10 protein-coding genes are annotated in these 13,878 nt (G+C 58.3%); all 10 read right to left on the bottom strand.

Annotated features, from left to right (window positions below; translation table 11 throughout):
• Positions 1 to 80 precede the first annotated feature (80 nt).
• The gene (gene nosZ, locus D777_RS06680) at positions 81 to 1,979 is read right to left on the bottom strand and encodes a TAT-dependent nitrous-oxide reductase (protein ID WP_036129791.1); all 1,899 of its coding nucleotides are present in this window, start codon (positions 1,977 to 1,979) and stop codon (positions 81 to 83) included.
• A 62-nt stretch (positions 1,980 to 2,041) separates the two neighbouring features.
• Positions 2,042 to 4,156: a transcriptional regulator NosR gene (gene nosR, locus D777_RS06675; protein WP_036129990.1), complete on the bottom strand. Its 2,115-nt coding sequence runs from the start codon at positions 4,154 to 4,156 to the stop codon at positions 2,042 to 2,044.
• A gap of 149 nt (positions 4,157 to 4,305) precedes the next feature.
• Complete coding sequence (locus D777_RS06670) at positions 4,306 to 4,707, bottom strand: hypothetical protein (RefSeq protein ID WP_036129788.1); 402 nt, start codon at positions 4,705 to 4,707, stop codon at positions 4,306 to 4,308.
• A 28-nt stretch (positions 4,708 to 4,735) separates the two neighbouring features.
• Positions 4,736 to 5,122, bottom strand: a complete 387-nt coding sequence (locus D777_RS06665) for a putative zinc-binding protein (protein WP_036129785.1) — start codon at positions 5,120 to 5,122, stop codon at positions 4,736 to 4,738.
• A 39-nt stretch (positions 5,123 to 5,161) separates the two neighbouring features.
• Positions 5,162 to 5,911 carry a Crp/Fnr family transcriptional regulator gene (locus D777_RS06660; protein WP_036129782.1) on the bottom strand — a complete coding sequence of 250 codons (750 nt, stop codon included), beginning with the start codon at positions 5,909 to 5,911 and terminating at the stop codon, positions 5,162 to 5,164.
• Between the two features lie 309 nt (positions 5,912 to 6,220).
• Positions 6,221 to 7,027 (bottom strand): peptidylprolyl isomerase, encoded by an 807-nt coding sequence (locus D777_RS06650; RefSeq protein WP_036129777.1) that lies wholly within the window; start codon positions 7,025 to 7,027, stop codon positions 6,221 to 6,223.
• Positions 7,028 to 7,087: 60 nt separating this feature from the next.
• Positions 7,088 to 7,765, bottom strand: coding sequence for a respiratory nitrate reductase subunit gamma (narI, locus tag D777_RS06645; protein WP_036129768.1), 678 nt, complete (start codon positions 7,763 to 7,765; stop codon positions 7,088 to 7,090).
• A 19-nt stretch (positions 7,766 to 7,784) separates the two neighbouring features.
• The gene (gene narJ / locus D777_RS06640) at positions 7,785 to 8,525 is read right to left on the bottom strand and encodes a nitrate reductase molybdenum cofactor assembly chaperone (RefSeq protein WP_036129766.1); all 741 of its coding nucleotides are present in this window, start codon (positions 8,523 to 8,525) and stop codon (positions 7,785 to 7,787) included.
• 10 nt (positions 8,526 to 8,535) lie between these two features.
• Positions 8,536 to 10,113 carry a nitrate reductase subunit beta gene (narH, locus tag D777_RS06635; RefSeq protein ID WP_036129764.1) on the bottom strand — a complete coding sequence of 526 codons (1,578 nt, stop codon included), beginning with the start codon at positions 10,111 to 10,113 and terminating at the stop codon, positions 8,536 to 8,538.
• The gene (locus D777_RS06630) at positions 10,110 to 13,850 is read right to left on the bottom strand and encodes a nitrate reductase subunit alpha (RefSeq protein ID WP_036129756.1); all 3,741 of its coding nucleotides are present in this window, start codon (positions 13,848 to 13,850) and stop codon (positions 10,110 to 10,112) included. The genes narH and D777_RS06630 overlap by 4 nt, the downstream gene beginning before the upstream one ends.
• Positions 13,851 to 13,878 lie beyond the last annotated feature (28 nt).

The following is a 13,878-nucleotide window of genomic DNA, read 5'->3' as shown; positions in this document are numbered from 1 at the left end:
TTCGATCAGGCTACACCAGACGTCTGGCAAGCTGGGAGGAGAGCACCGGAGCCCAACAATCAGGCCCCGGCGCGAGAAGGTCAGGCCTTCTCGACAATCATGCGACCACGCATCTCCATGTGCAGCGCATGACAGAACCAGTTGCAGTAATACCAGTGAACTCCCGGCTGGTCCGCCACAAAGGTCACAGAAGACGTCTGCTGCGGACTGATCTCCATACTCACACCGTGATTCACCATACAGAAGCCGTGAGTCACATCCTCAATAGAATCCAGGTTTGTGACATACACCGTCACCTCATCACCCTGCTTCACCTTGAACTCCGTCATGTTGTACTGAGGCGCGACCGAGGTGATATACACGCGAACCTTGTTGCCATCACGAACCACCTTGTTGTCCGCTTCAAGCGTCACACCATCCTTCTTCGCCTGCTCAACCGCACTGGCAAAATAGGGGTCGTCACGGGTGTAGATCTTCTTGGTCTTGATCTGGTCACGACGGACCAGAATACAGTCATGAGGCTCCGCGAAAGTGGGACCATCGTGAACCAGCTTCATCTCCTCACCGGAAATATCGATGAGCTGATCGTTCTCCGGGTGCAGAGGACCGGCCGGCAGGAAACGGTCCTTGGAGAACTTGGACAGCACCACCAGCCACTTGCCATCGGCATCCCGGGACTCGGTCAGGGACGCATGGTTGTGGCCCGGCTGATAGTGGACATCCAGCTTCTGACGGATGTAGTTCACCTTCTCGCCGTTGTAGTGCTTGATGGCATCGGCAATGTTCCACTTGCACACCTGGCTATCGATGAACAGCGTGGTGTAGGCATTACCGCGACCGTCATAGGTGGTATGCAGAGGCCCAAGGCCCAGCTCCGGCTCTGCAACCACCACATCCCGCTCCTCTCCAAGCTTGCCTGCAAACAGGTCATCCAGCTTGTCGATCGCAATAATGGTACAGGTCGGAGAGAGCTTGCCATTGGCGATAAAGTACTTGCCGTCCGGGGAGGTGTTCAGACCATGAGGGTTCTTGGGAACCGGAATGTAGCGGGTCAGTTCGGAGCCGTGCCGGCCGTCCACCACGGGGACTTTCGAGTCGCCAATGGTCTTGAAGTTACCGGCCTTCACCGCAGCCTCAATGCGCTCCACATTGAACACCACCGCCCAGTCACGATCGTTACGCATGGTGCCGGCGAGGTCCAGAGCCTTCTCGGAGTTGTAGCAGGTTGAGGCAACATACTTGCCGGTGTAGTCGGCATCCGTATTGTCCAGGTTGCCATCCACAATGACCTGCCAGGCGACTTCCATGGTCTCCGCGTCAATGGCGTTGAACATGGTGTAGCTGTTCTCGAGGCTAAAGTCGCTGCCATCGTTGGGATGGGGAATCACAAACTCGGCATTGCAGAAAACATACTTGGTATGGGGAACCTTCTGCAGGCGCAGACCATGGATCGCCTGAACGTTCGGGACATGGGTGATCTTGTCCGTTTTCATGATGTCGAGGCGAATACGAGCTACCCGGGTATTGGCCTTATCGTTGATGAACAGGTACTTGCCATCGTAGCTGCCATCGGTCATCGAGATATGAGGATGGTGAGCATCACCGTTCAAATGGGTATTGTCGTGCCCGAGCACGTCCTTACTCTCGTTGGTAATCCCCCACCCGGTCGCGGAATCCACATTGAATACCGGAATTCGCATCAGCTCCCGCATCGAGGGTACGCCGAGTACCCTCACCTCACCGGAGTGGCCGCCACTCCAGAACCCGTAATACTCGTCCAGCTCGCCGGGATGAATCACATACTTGTTCCTGGCTTCCTCGGCAGCGGCCGCGAAGGCTTCCCGGGACATGACGGCAGAGCCCAGACCAGTCGCGCCGGCAACACCAGCGATGGCAGCAGCGCCCATGAACCGGCGGCGGCTCAAGCCACCTTCCGGTGCCTCAGACTGCTCCCTGGTCAGATCTTCTTGCTTCTTCATAGCATCCAACTCCGTTGTTGATTATGGCGATTTTGCGTTTCAGTTTTTCTTATGGGGACTACTCAGTTCACCTGGGTGACCGGGATTTCTTCCGGGTGTCCAGGGGCGTTATGACCACGGCGTTTTCCCCGTCGCTTGACGATCAGCGGCGGGCACTTGTGGTCATCGAAATAGGTCATCTGGCAATCCAGGCAGTAATGGCATTCCATGTAGTTGATATGGCCATCCGGATGAATCGCCTGCACCTCGCACTCGTGGTCACACAGACGGCAGGGGTTACCGCACTCCTTGCGACGCTTGAGCCAGTCGAACACCCGCATCTTGGTAGGCAGCGCCAGGGCGGCGCCAAGTGGGCACAGATAGCGGCAGTACACCTTGCGGGTAAACAGGTTCACAACCAGCAACAGCACCGCGTAACTCACAAACGGCCAGCTGCGATCAAAGTGCAGAGTGATGGACGTTTTGAAGGGTTCGACTTCGGCCAGCCGCTCTGCTGTGGCCATGGACTCCAGAGAGACACCGAACAGCACCAGCAGGATGATGTACTTGATGGCCCACAACCGCTCGTGCCAGGTAAACGGCACGGTGTACTGGGGCACCTTGAACTTGCGGGCGATTTCGTTCAGCAATTCCTGAAGCGCCCCGAAAGGACACAGCCAGCCACAGAAAACGGCGCGCCCCCACAACAGGATAATGCCGGCCACGACCGCCCAGAGCACAAACAACATCGGGTCTATCAGGAAGGTTTCCCAGGTAAACCCTCTGATCAGGCTGTTCACAAAGGTGAGGACATTGACGATTGAGAGCTGACCCAGGGCATACCAGCCAATGAAGACCAGGGTATAGACCAGAAAACCATGGCGAATCCAGCGCATCATTTTCGGCTTCTGCACCAGCCAGTCCTGGAAGAACAGGATGAACAGCAGCACGCCGAGCCCGAGACACAGCACGACGATCTGGAACTCCCGCTGGTACCAGACCTGCACCCACATGGGTTGATCCGCCAGCATGTCTTCTTCTGTCAGCACGGGCTCCGCCCGGGTGTAATATTGATCGGGCAATTGATAGCTGAGCGGGAACACCTGGAATTCGCTGTCCAGCGGGCCGGTCTGGCGTTTTACCGTCAGCTCCAGAGTCCACTCGGTGCCCGGGTCAAAGCTGTACTGCTGACGCACAATGAAGATGGCCATCTCACCGAAGTCCGGCATGCCCTCGGCGTAGACATCGCTGAGTCGATAGTAGTCCAGGTCACGGAAATTGAAGGTGTCACCGAACTGTCGGATCTGGATTCGATCGAAAATCCCACCCCGCACGTATCCGGAGCCTTTGAAGGAATAGTCACCGTTCGCGACGACGGCGATCGCATGCTCGCCCTCTCTCAATTCGGTCATTAACCACTGATACTGGCTCTCACCGAGCAGGTTTCGACCGATGGTGGGCACATTCAGGTAGGCGGCGTAGAGATCAATCAACGGCTCCTCACGTTCACCGGCCTCGGCTTGATCCACACCTTCAGCGGCCGTTCCTTTGAACGCGTTGTCCACCTGTCCTCGGGTCAGCATCAGGCGGCGCACCGAGCCTTCGCCTGTCAGAGTCTGCCAGCTCTTTTGGGCAAAGCCGTCCGTTTGCACCTCGGCAATGGGCGGGCGCGCTTTGCCACTGTTTTTGACCAGGCCAAGTTCGGCACCGACCCGGTGAGCGGATTTCATGATGATTTCATTGACGACCATGACGGTCACGGTTGCCCCGGAGAGACCATCCACGGCCACCCGGGTCTCGCTGGAACTGCCCCCGACGGTCACACGCTGGTCCGCCTTCAGGCCAATGTACTGGTCGGTAAAGTCATGCAGTTTGCTTTCCGGTATTCCCACCAGGAGGATCGGCTCATGGTGTTCAATCACGTGAGCGGCCACGATGGCGCCCTCGGTATCCAGCACAACGACGATATTCACGGGTTTGCCGGAGTAGGCGGGCGTCTGAAGGAAGTCCAGACTCTGGTAGGCGTACCCCTTCAATTCACCCTCGGCAAACAGCTCCTGAATGGCCCGGTTGCCCTCACGCGGCTGAATCTCAGTGACATCCGGCATGGCCTCGGTGATCACCTGGCGAGCGGCCACCGGTTCATAGTTGGCCAGCGGCGCAGCGGCGGCTGTTGATACAGAAACGCCACCAAAGATGGCGCAAAGGCAGATCAGGATTCCGTAAATCCGAGTCACAGGAGCCCCCGGGCATGTGAAGTTTTGGCCAAGATAGTAAGAACCAGACTAGAAGAAATTAACGGAAATCAAATACCCCAAATTGGATAGACCCCCGTAAGTGATCAGGGTCAATTCAGGGACACGGCCTGCCCCGATGTGTCGAGGGGAAGATAACTGGCGATATTCCCGAGCCGGATGGATTCCACCATCATGGTCAGAGGCTGTTGGGCTTCGTCCGATGACGGGGAAACACCGCCCCGACCTGACATGGCCGCCACAAACACCAGGTCCCAGGGTTGTCCGGTGGCGCGGGATTCCTCGACCAGTGAGGCAAAGTCGGCCGCCTCACCCGGTGTCTTGTCGACGCAGATCACCGGTGTCAGTGCCCCACCCTCACCCCGTTCGAACGCGGCCTTCTCCGAGGCGGAGGCGTCGTCGGGCAACTCGGCCCGGCAGAACACGAACAACAGGCGCTGTGGTTCTGCCTGTTCGCGGGAGGCCTGGATAAGCTGGCTGTAACTGCTGATCATCGTTCGTTCCTCAAAAACATCGCCGGATTCAGGCCTGGCGTGCGATTAACTGATGTTGATAAAAGCGATTCCGGACTTCGTCACAGACGTCGTCCACGGCTTCACTGCCGTAGCTCTGTCCGTAGTGTTTCTTGAAGCCATACTCGTAGAGCCTTACATGGTCTTCCGGCTGAACACCGATGTTCTCCAGGCACGACTTCGCGCAATGCAGCGGGCATCCATCAATCACTGTGATCGGGCGCCCCGATTGCGCTACTTTCACCAGGGCGGGCACCTTGCCCCCGACCCCGGATATGCACGACATTTCAAACTCGCCGGCATGATCCAGCGCAACAGCCGCGTTGTTCGCCAGCTGGGCGACATCCGAGCAGCCAGAACAGGCGTAGATCAACGGTCGTTGCTTTCTCGGTTTCACTGCGCCTCCTATCGGTTTGTTCAGGAATATCCGGCTACGTTACTGGCTAATTTCAATCAGCCGCTGCGGATCGGAGATAAACAATTTGCTCCGGTTAACCCGCACCAGGCCATTGGACTTCAGGTCCGCCAGGATCCGTGAGAAGGTCTCCGGCTGCATGGCCAATCGTGAGGCCACGAGGCACTTGGGTAGTGGCAACTCGACTTCTCCACCCTGCTCAGTGCCATTGGGCAGCAAGTCAATCAGGTATCGGATCAACCGGTCACGCGCATTCTGTACGGTCATGATTTCGAGATCGTGGAACCGGGTGACGGCTCGTTTTGCATAGTGGCTCAGGGCTGCCTGGGCATACTCCGGGTTCTGGTCCAGGAGTTCGCGGTAGGCTTTCACCGGAATCATCAGGACTTCACTGGATTTGAGTGCTTCGGCGTAGCAGGCGTAGCGGGGTGGATCCGCGTAGATCATGACTTCCGCAAAGCAATCACCCGGGGCAATGCTGTCGAGGGTTCGGTCAATGCCAGAGGAGTCCAGGCGGTACAGGCGCAGGCGGCCGGTGATCACGAAGAAGAAGTGATGGGCCGGCATGTCCTGGCGGTACAGCAACTGGTGGTGACCGAGACGCAGGCGGCGGGACTGCTGGATCAGGTCTTCCAGGTCTCCGGAGCGCAGGTTGCGGAACAGCGGGTGGCTGCGCAGTGCCTGCAGTCCGTCTTCGTCATCAAACGGCTTGTTGACGGCAACCAGTATCGGTTTGCTGTATCGGGTTCCGGTGGTTTGCATGAGTCCCATGGTGAGCCCCTCCTGGCAAATACATGCATTAAAAATATCTATTTAAATACTAGGCGGATACTGGTCAAAAATCGCTCCCCCGATGGGGGTAGTTCGGAGGGTTATTCGGGAGTAATTGACCTAACTCAAAGATTTGATTTGCTACTTGGTAGTTTGGAACTTTTGGAGTCCTGACCGGCGCGGCAACCCCCTCCAAAACCCGCTCAAGCACGTCCATGTGACGCTTGAGCTCCGCCATCCCTGGCTCCGCACAGTTTTGGAGGGGGTTACCGCGCCAGTCCTCAAAACACCGAATGGGCTGATCAGGCATTACTGCATCAGGGGCGAATCCGGTATCTCCAGGTCGACGCCTTGTACACCGGTCTCAGCAGCCAGAACTTGCAGGTACTGGCGGAAGGCGCGGCGGGTGACGCTTTCGCTCAGGTACTGGCGAATCTGGGGTTTGACGTGGTCGTAGGGCAGCTGTTCGCCGTCGATTCGTTGATCCACCCGGACAATGTGCCAGCCGTAGCGGCTTTCGATGAGTTCCGGGTTCAGGCCCTCTTCAAGGTTGAGCACCGGGCGTTCGAATTCTTCGACGGTCTGGCCTTTGCTGATCTGGCCCAGGCTGCCGCCCTGGTGGCGGGATTCGCAGGCGGAGTATTGTTTGGCCATGTCGGAAAACCGGGAGCGGCCATCAAGGAGAGCGCCGAGGAGTTGGCGTCCGGCTTCTTCCTGGCGAACGCGTTCCTGGACGTCGTCCGGGGCAGCCGCCAACAGGATGTGGCTGACGGCCATCAGGGTCGGGCTTGTGAAGCGTGCCGGGTTAGCAGCGTAGAAGCGTTCGCAGTCGGCGTCTGTGGGCTCGGGAACGTCGAGTTCGTTCTCCAGCAGTTTGGCGATGCGCGCTTCTTCCTCCAGGTTTTCCGGCAGCTCCAGGCGCTTGGCTTGCGTCAGGAGCAGTTCGCGGATGACCAGACTTCTGGCGGCTTCCAGCCAGGCTTCGGTCATTTCCTCGGCCGGGTGATGCTGCAGTTCCCGGGCGATGTCGTCTTCGGAGATGAGGGTGTCACCTACGTATACCGGGGGGAACTGGTTTCTGGGTTTGCCGGCATCGCCGGTCGGGATCAGTTGCATGGTCGGCACCTCCTAAAAAGACCGGGGCCACGGCACGTCGTAGCCCCGGTGAGGGTCAGGTCATGCGCGCTTGCGCACGACTTGGTAACGGCGAGTCAGGTATTCCGCTGGCACGCTCAGGATGTGGACCAGTCGGGTGAAGGGAAACAGCACGAAGATGGTCAGGCCCAGGAAGATGTGGGTCTTGTAGATCCAGTGCACGCCTGCCAGATAGTCAGCGGAACCACCCTGGAAGGTGAGGATTCCCTGGGCCCAGCCGGAGAACTTGAGCATGGTACTGCCATCCAGGTGGCCGAGTGTCGGCAGGATGGTGAGCAGCCCGAGGACCACCTGGACAACCAGTATCAGAATAATCAAGTTATCAGCGGTGGTGCTGCTTGCCTGAACCCGTGGATCGGTCATTCGACGCCAGGCGAGCATGGCACCGCCTATAAGAGCCATGATGCCGGCAACGCCGCCGACGGCGATGGCCATGACCTGTTTCTGGCCGGGGGTGATCAGCCATTCGTAGGCCCAGTGGGGTGTGAGCAACCCGACAAAGTGACCGAAGAAGATGACCAGCACGCCGACGTGGAACAGTACGGACGCCATCACCATGTTTTTCTTGCGCAGCATCTGGCTGGACTGGGCCTTCCAGGTGAACTGGCCGTGGTCATAACGCGCCCAGGTACCGACAAACAGTACGATCAGGGCGATGTAAGGGTAGATTCCAAACAGTAGTGTATTGATATAGGACATCGTATTTTCCTCCTGCGCCTCAGGCGCGCCCTGCCTGACGGGGACTTGCATCCACCATCAGTTTGTCGCTGAGGTGTATCGTCTGGGTCTGTTCCAGTTCACGGCGGCGCTGTCCAACCACGCTGCCGGTGCTGCAGGAACTGCCCTGGTCATCCACGAATTTCACCATTTCCTCTTCCCAGACCTTGTCCAGGGCTTCCGGGGTGTCGTCCCGTTCTTCAGAGGCAACGATTTTTGCCAGTTCCTGACGGTCGACTTGTCTGCCGGCAACGGTCAGCAAGGCGTCCATGGCGACGTGATAGTGGCTCTGGCGCTGGAACAGACGCTCTGCAAGCAGCCCGAGAATGTGGTGAATATCCTCCAACCAGTTCTGGATGTCGTCCCAGGGTCTGGTGGAGAGGTATTCCAGGAACAGCGGCAGGTAGTCCGGCAATTCCCGTGCATCCAGTTCCAGACCGTTGCGGCGATATTCCTCCATCAGGTCCACCATGGCCTGCCCCCGATCACGGGACTCGCCATGCACGTGCTCGAACAACAGCAGGGAGGTTGCCCTGCCCTTGTCGAAGGTGCCGACGTACTCTTCCTGCAGATCCAGCAGGTCGCCATCACAAAGTCGGTCCAGGCAGGTCAGCAGGTGCTGTTTGCTTTGCCGTGGCAACCGGCTGTCCTCGAGTACCGCGGCAACCAGAGCGTCCTTGGACGCCTGGAGCTCTTCGGTGGGGTATTCCAGGACCCGGGCCAGTACTTTCAGAAGTTGCATCATGACCTCCTTATTCCTGCAGCTGCTTCGGGTCGACCTGCTTTACGGTGGCAAGCTTGTTGACCATGCTGGTGGTCTGCTTCTTGCCGCCGAACAGGCTGAAATCGCTGTCGCCACCACTGCAGCCGTTACCGAAGCTGAAGCCGCAGCCTCCGCGCTCGCTGTATGCCGTGGCATCCGGGAACGCTTCCTTTGCCAGCTCACGGTGGCTGGTGGGAATCACGAAACGGTCTTCGTAGTTGGCGATGGCCAGATAACGGTACATTTCGTCCGCCTGCGTCTTGGTCAGACCGGCCTCTTCGAGCGCTCTCAGGTCTTCCCGGTTCTCAACGGTTTCAGCACGCTTGTACAAACGCATGGCCAGAATCCGTTTGAGGGCGGTGACGATGGGTTTCTCGTCGCCGGCTGTTAACAGGTTGGCGAGGTATTTGACCGGAATGCGCAGGCTTTCGATCTTCGGCAGTACACCATCAAACTCGATCTTGCCAGCTTCAGCTGCTGACTGGATCGGGCTCAGGGGTGGTACGTACCAGACCATTGGCAGGGTGCGGTATTCCGGGTGCAACGGCAGCGCCAGCTTCCAGTCCACCGCCATCTTGTACACGGGACTCTGCTGGGCAGCCTTGATGACGTTCATCGGGATGCCGTCTTTCTTCGCCTGCTCGATCACTTTCGGATCGTTCGGATCCAGGAAGATTTCCAGCTGCTTCTCGTAGAGGTCCTGCTCGCCCGGTGTGCTGGCCACTTCTTCGATGCGGTCGGCATCGTAGAGCAACACGCCGAGGTAGCGGATACGGCCAACACAGGTCTCGGAACAAACCGTCGGCATACCGGACTCGATTCGCGGGTAGCAGAAAATACACTTCTCGGACTTGCCGGTTTTCCAGTTGAAGTAGATCTTCTTGTACGGGCAGCCGGAGACACACATCCGCCAGCCGCGGCACTTGTCCTGGTCAATCAGGACGATGCCGTCTTCTTCGCGCTTGTAGATGGCGCCACTGGGGCAGCTGGCGACACAGGCCGGGTTGAGACAGTGCTCGCACAGTCGCGGCAGGTACATCATGAAGGTGTTTTCAAACTCACCGTAGATGTCCGCCTGGACCTGATCAAAGTTCTTGTCCTTACGGCGCTTGGCGAACTCGGTCCCCAGGATCTCTTCCCAGTTGGGCCCCCATTCGATCTTCTTCATGCGCTCGCCGGAGATCAGAGAGCGTGGCCGTGCGATCGGCTGATGCTTGCTGTCCGGCGCATTGTGCAAATGCTGGTAGTCAAAATCGAACGGCTCGTAGTAGTCGTCGATTTCCGGAAGGTCCGGGTTGGCGAAGATGTTCGCCAGCACCCGGAACTTGCCACCGATGCGGGGACGGATCTTGCCGGACGAATCGCGCATCCAGCCGCCCTTCCACTTGTCCTGGTTTTCCCACTCTTTCGGGTAGCCAATACCGGGCTTGGTTTCGACGTTGTTGAACCAGGCGTATTCCATGCCTTCACGGCTGGTCCAGACGTTTTTGCAGGTGACTGAACAGGTATGGCAACCAATGCACTTGTCCAGGTTCAGTACCATGCCAACTTGGGAACGGATCTTCATTTTACAGCCTCCTGAACTGAGTCATTGCCTTCGCCATCGAGCCAGTCCACGTTCTTCATCTTGCGAACCACCACGAACTCATCCCGGTTGGAGCCTACGGTGCCGTAGTAGTTGAAGCCGTAGGAATACTGGGCATAGCCCCCGATCATATGGGTCGGTTTCGGACAAGCCCGGGTAACCGAGTTATGAATACCACCGCGGGTGCCGGTGACTTCTGAGCCGGGGATATTCACCAGACGTTCCTGGGCGTGGTACATCATCGCCATGCCCGGCATCACGCGCTGGCTGACCACAGCACGGGCTGCGATAGCGCCGTTCACGTTGAACAGCTCGATCCAGTCGTTGTCTTCAATGCCCAGGTCTTTGGCATCATCCTCACTCAGCCACACGATGGGGCCGCCGCGGGACAGCGTCTGCATCAGCAGGTTTTCACTGTAGGTACTGTGGATGCCCCACTTCTGGTGCGGTGTGATCCAGTTGAGCGCCTTCTCCGGGTTACCGTTGCCCTTCTTGCCCAACATCGGCGCTGCGGCCTTGGTGTTGATGGGCGGACGATAGACCAGCAGGCTCTCACCGAAGGCACGCATCCACTCGTGATCCTGATAGAACTGCTGACGGCCGGTCAGGGTGCGCCAGGGAATCAGCTCATGGACGTTGGTATAACCGGCGTTGTAGGACACATGCTCATCTTCCAGACCTGACCAGGTCGGGCTGGAGATGATCTTGCGCGGCTGCGCCACCACGTCCCGGAAGCGAATCTTCTCTTCTTCCTTGTTGGCGGCAAGGTGGGTGTGGTCCAGCCCGGTAAACTCGGACAGCGCTTTCCAGGCCTTTACTGCCACCTGACCGTTGGTCTCCGGCGCCAGCGTCAGGATCACCTCGGCGGCATCAATGGCTGACTCAATCTTCGGACGACCGGCGTTGGCACCCTCGATGTGGGTGTAGTTCAGTTCCTTGAGGAAATTGACTTCCTTCTCGGTATTCCAGTTGATGCCCTTGCCGCCATTACCCAGGGTGTCGAGCAACGGTCCCAGCGAGGTAAAGCGGGCATAGGTATTCGGGTAATCCCGCTCAACGGTGATGAAGTTGGGTGCGGTTTTGCCCGGAATCAGGTCGCACTCGCCTTTTTTCCAGTCCTTCACATCAAACGGCTGGCCCAGTTCTGCCGGCGCGTCGTGCAACAGTGGCAACGTGACCACGTCTTTCTCGACACCCAGATGGCCTTCCGCTGCTGTGGAGAAGGACTTGGCAATGCCCTTGTAGATTTCCCAGTCACTGCGCGCTTCCCAGGCCGGGTCGGTGGCCGCGGTCAGCGGGTGAATGAACGGGTGCATGTCGGACGTATTCAGGTCGTTCTTCTCGTACCAGGTGGCCGTTGGCAGAACGATGTCGGAATACAGGCAGGTGGTGGACATCCGGAAGTCCAGGGTCACCAGCAGGTCGAGTTTTCCTTCGGCGCCCTGATCCTGCCACGTGACTTCCTGCGGCTTGGCACCACCTTCCTCACCGAGGTCTTTGCCCTGCAGGCCGTTTTTGGTGCCCAGCAGGTACTTGAGCATGTACTCGTGTCCCTTACCGGAAGAACCCAGCAGGTTGGAACGCCAGATGAACATGTTGCGGGGGTGGTTTTCCTTGGCATCCGGGCTTTCAGCCGCAAACGCCAGAGAACCCTCTTTCAGGGACTTGGCAACGTAGTCCGGCACTTCCATGCCGGCCTTCTCAGCCTCAGCAGCAATGGTCAGCGGGTTGCGGTTGAGCTGGGGCGCAGACGGCAACCAACCCATACGCTCGGCCCGGACGTTGTAGTCAATCAGACTGCCACCGAACTTGGATTTGTCCGCCAGCGGGGACAGAATTTCTTCAACATCCAGCTTCTCATAGCGCCATTGGCTGGCGTGGTTGTAGAAGAAGGAAGTACCGTTCATGTGACGGGGCGGACGCTGCCAGTCCAGACCGAACGCCAGCGGCTGCCAGCCGGTCTGCGGGCGCAGCTTTTCCTGACCGACGTAGTGGCTCCAGCCACCGCCGCTCTGGCCAATGCAGCCACACATGATCAGCATGTTGATCAGGCTGCGGTAGTTCATGTCCATGTGGTACCAGTGGTTCATACCGGCACCCACGATGACCATGGAACGTCCCTTGGTCTGGTCCGCGTTCTGGGCAAACTCCCGGGCAATGCGGATCACCTTCTCGGCGGGCACGCCGGTAATCTGCTCCTGCCAGGCCGGGGTATATGGCTTCACTTCATCAAACGAGGTGGCGCCGTCATCCTCACCGAGGCCACGGCTGATGCCGTAGTTGGCTACCATCAGGTCATAAACGGTAACCACGCGAGCTTCAGTGCCGTCAGCCAGCTGAACCTTACGGGTGCCAAGCTTGTGCTTGAGCACATCCTTGATTTCAACGTGCCTGAAGTGGTCGTGCTCGATACCACCGAAATAGGGGAAAGAAACGTCGACGACTTCGTCGTGCTTTTCAACCATCGACAGCTGCAGGTTGACGTCGTCGCCCTTGGCAGTCTGTTTGAGGTTCCACTTACCTTTCTCACCCCAGCGGTAGCCGATGGAGCCATTGGGCGCGGTCAGCTGTCCGGTGGACTCGTCAATGGCGATGGTCTTCCACTCGGGGTTGTTCTCCTCTCCGAGGCCATCCACCAGGTCACTGGCGCGCAGGAAGCGGCCGGGCACGTAGCTGCCATCTTTCTCATCCAGCATGATGAGGTAAGGCATGTCGGTGTAGCGGCGCACATAGTCCGTAAAGTATTCGCTGGGCTGGTCAACATGGAACTCTTTGAGGATCACGTGGCCCATGGCCATCCCCAATGCGGCATCCGTACCCTGTTTCGGGTTCAGCCATTCATCGGACAGCTTGGACACTTCCGCGTAGTCCGGGGTAATGGCCACGGTCTTGGTGCCCTTGTAACGGACTTCGGTGAAGAAGTGGGCATCCGGGGTCCGGGTCTGGGGCACGTTGGAACCCCAGGCGATGATGTAGCCGGAGTTGTACCAGTCTGCAGATTCCGGCACGTCGGTCTGTTCGCCCCAGGTCTGCGGCGAGGACGGAGGCAGGTCGCAGTACCAGTCATAGAAACTCAGGCAGGCGCCACCGATCAGTGACAGGTAGCGGGCACCGGAGGCGTAAGACACCATGGACATGGCAGGAATCGGAGAGAAACCGATGATGCGGTCCGGACCCGTGGTCTTGGCGGTATAAACGTTGGCCGCACCAATCAGTTCGTTGACCTCATCCCAGCTGGAGCGAACAAAACCACCCATACCACGACGGGGCTTGTACTCGGCGGTTTTCTTGGGATCCTCAACGATGGACGCCCAGGCATCGACCGGATCATTATGCTGAACCTTGGCCGCACGCCACAGTTTGATCAGGCTCTTGCGCATCAACGGGTACTTGAGGCGGTTTGCACTGTACATGTACCAGGAATAGCTGGCGCCCCGGGGGCAACCACGGGGTTCATGATTGGGCAGATCCGGACGGGTACGGGGGTAATCGGTCTGCTGGGTTTCCCAGGTCACCAGGCCGTTTTTGACGTAGATTTTCCAGCTACAGGAGCCGGTGCAGTTCACGCCATGGGTAGAGCGCACGATCTTGTCGTGCTGCCAGCGCTGGCGATACCCATCTTCCCAGTCACGACTGACGTCATGGGTTTCGCCGTGGCCATTGGCAAATGGCTCACGCTTCTTCCTGAAGTAATTCAGCTTGTCGATCAAATGACTCATGGTCTCTCTCTCCATCAACCCGTTTCAC

Origin of the sequence: Marinobacter nitratireducens (assembly GCF_000708045.1) — a bacterium.
Taxonomy (GTDB): Bacteria; Pseudomonadota; Gammaproteobacteria; order Pseudomonadales; family Oleiphilaceae; genus Marinobacter; species Marinobacter nitratireducens.
This window is presented reverse-complemented; position numbering and strand designations above follow the sequence as displayed.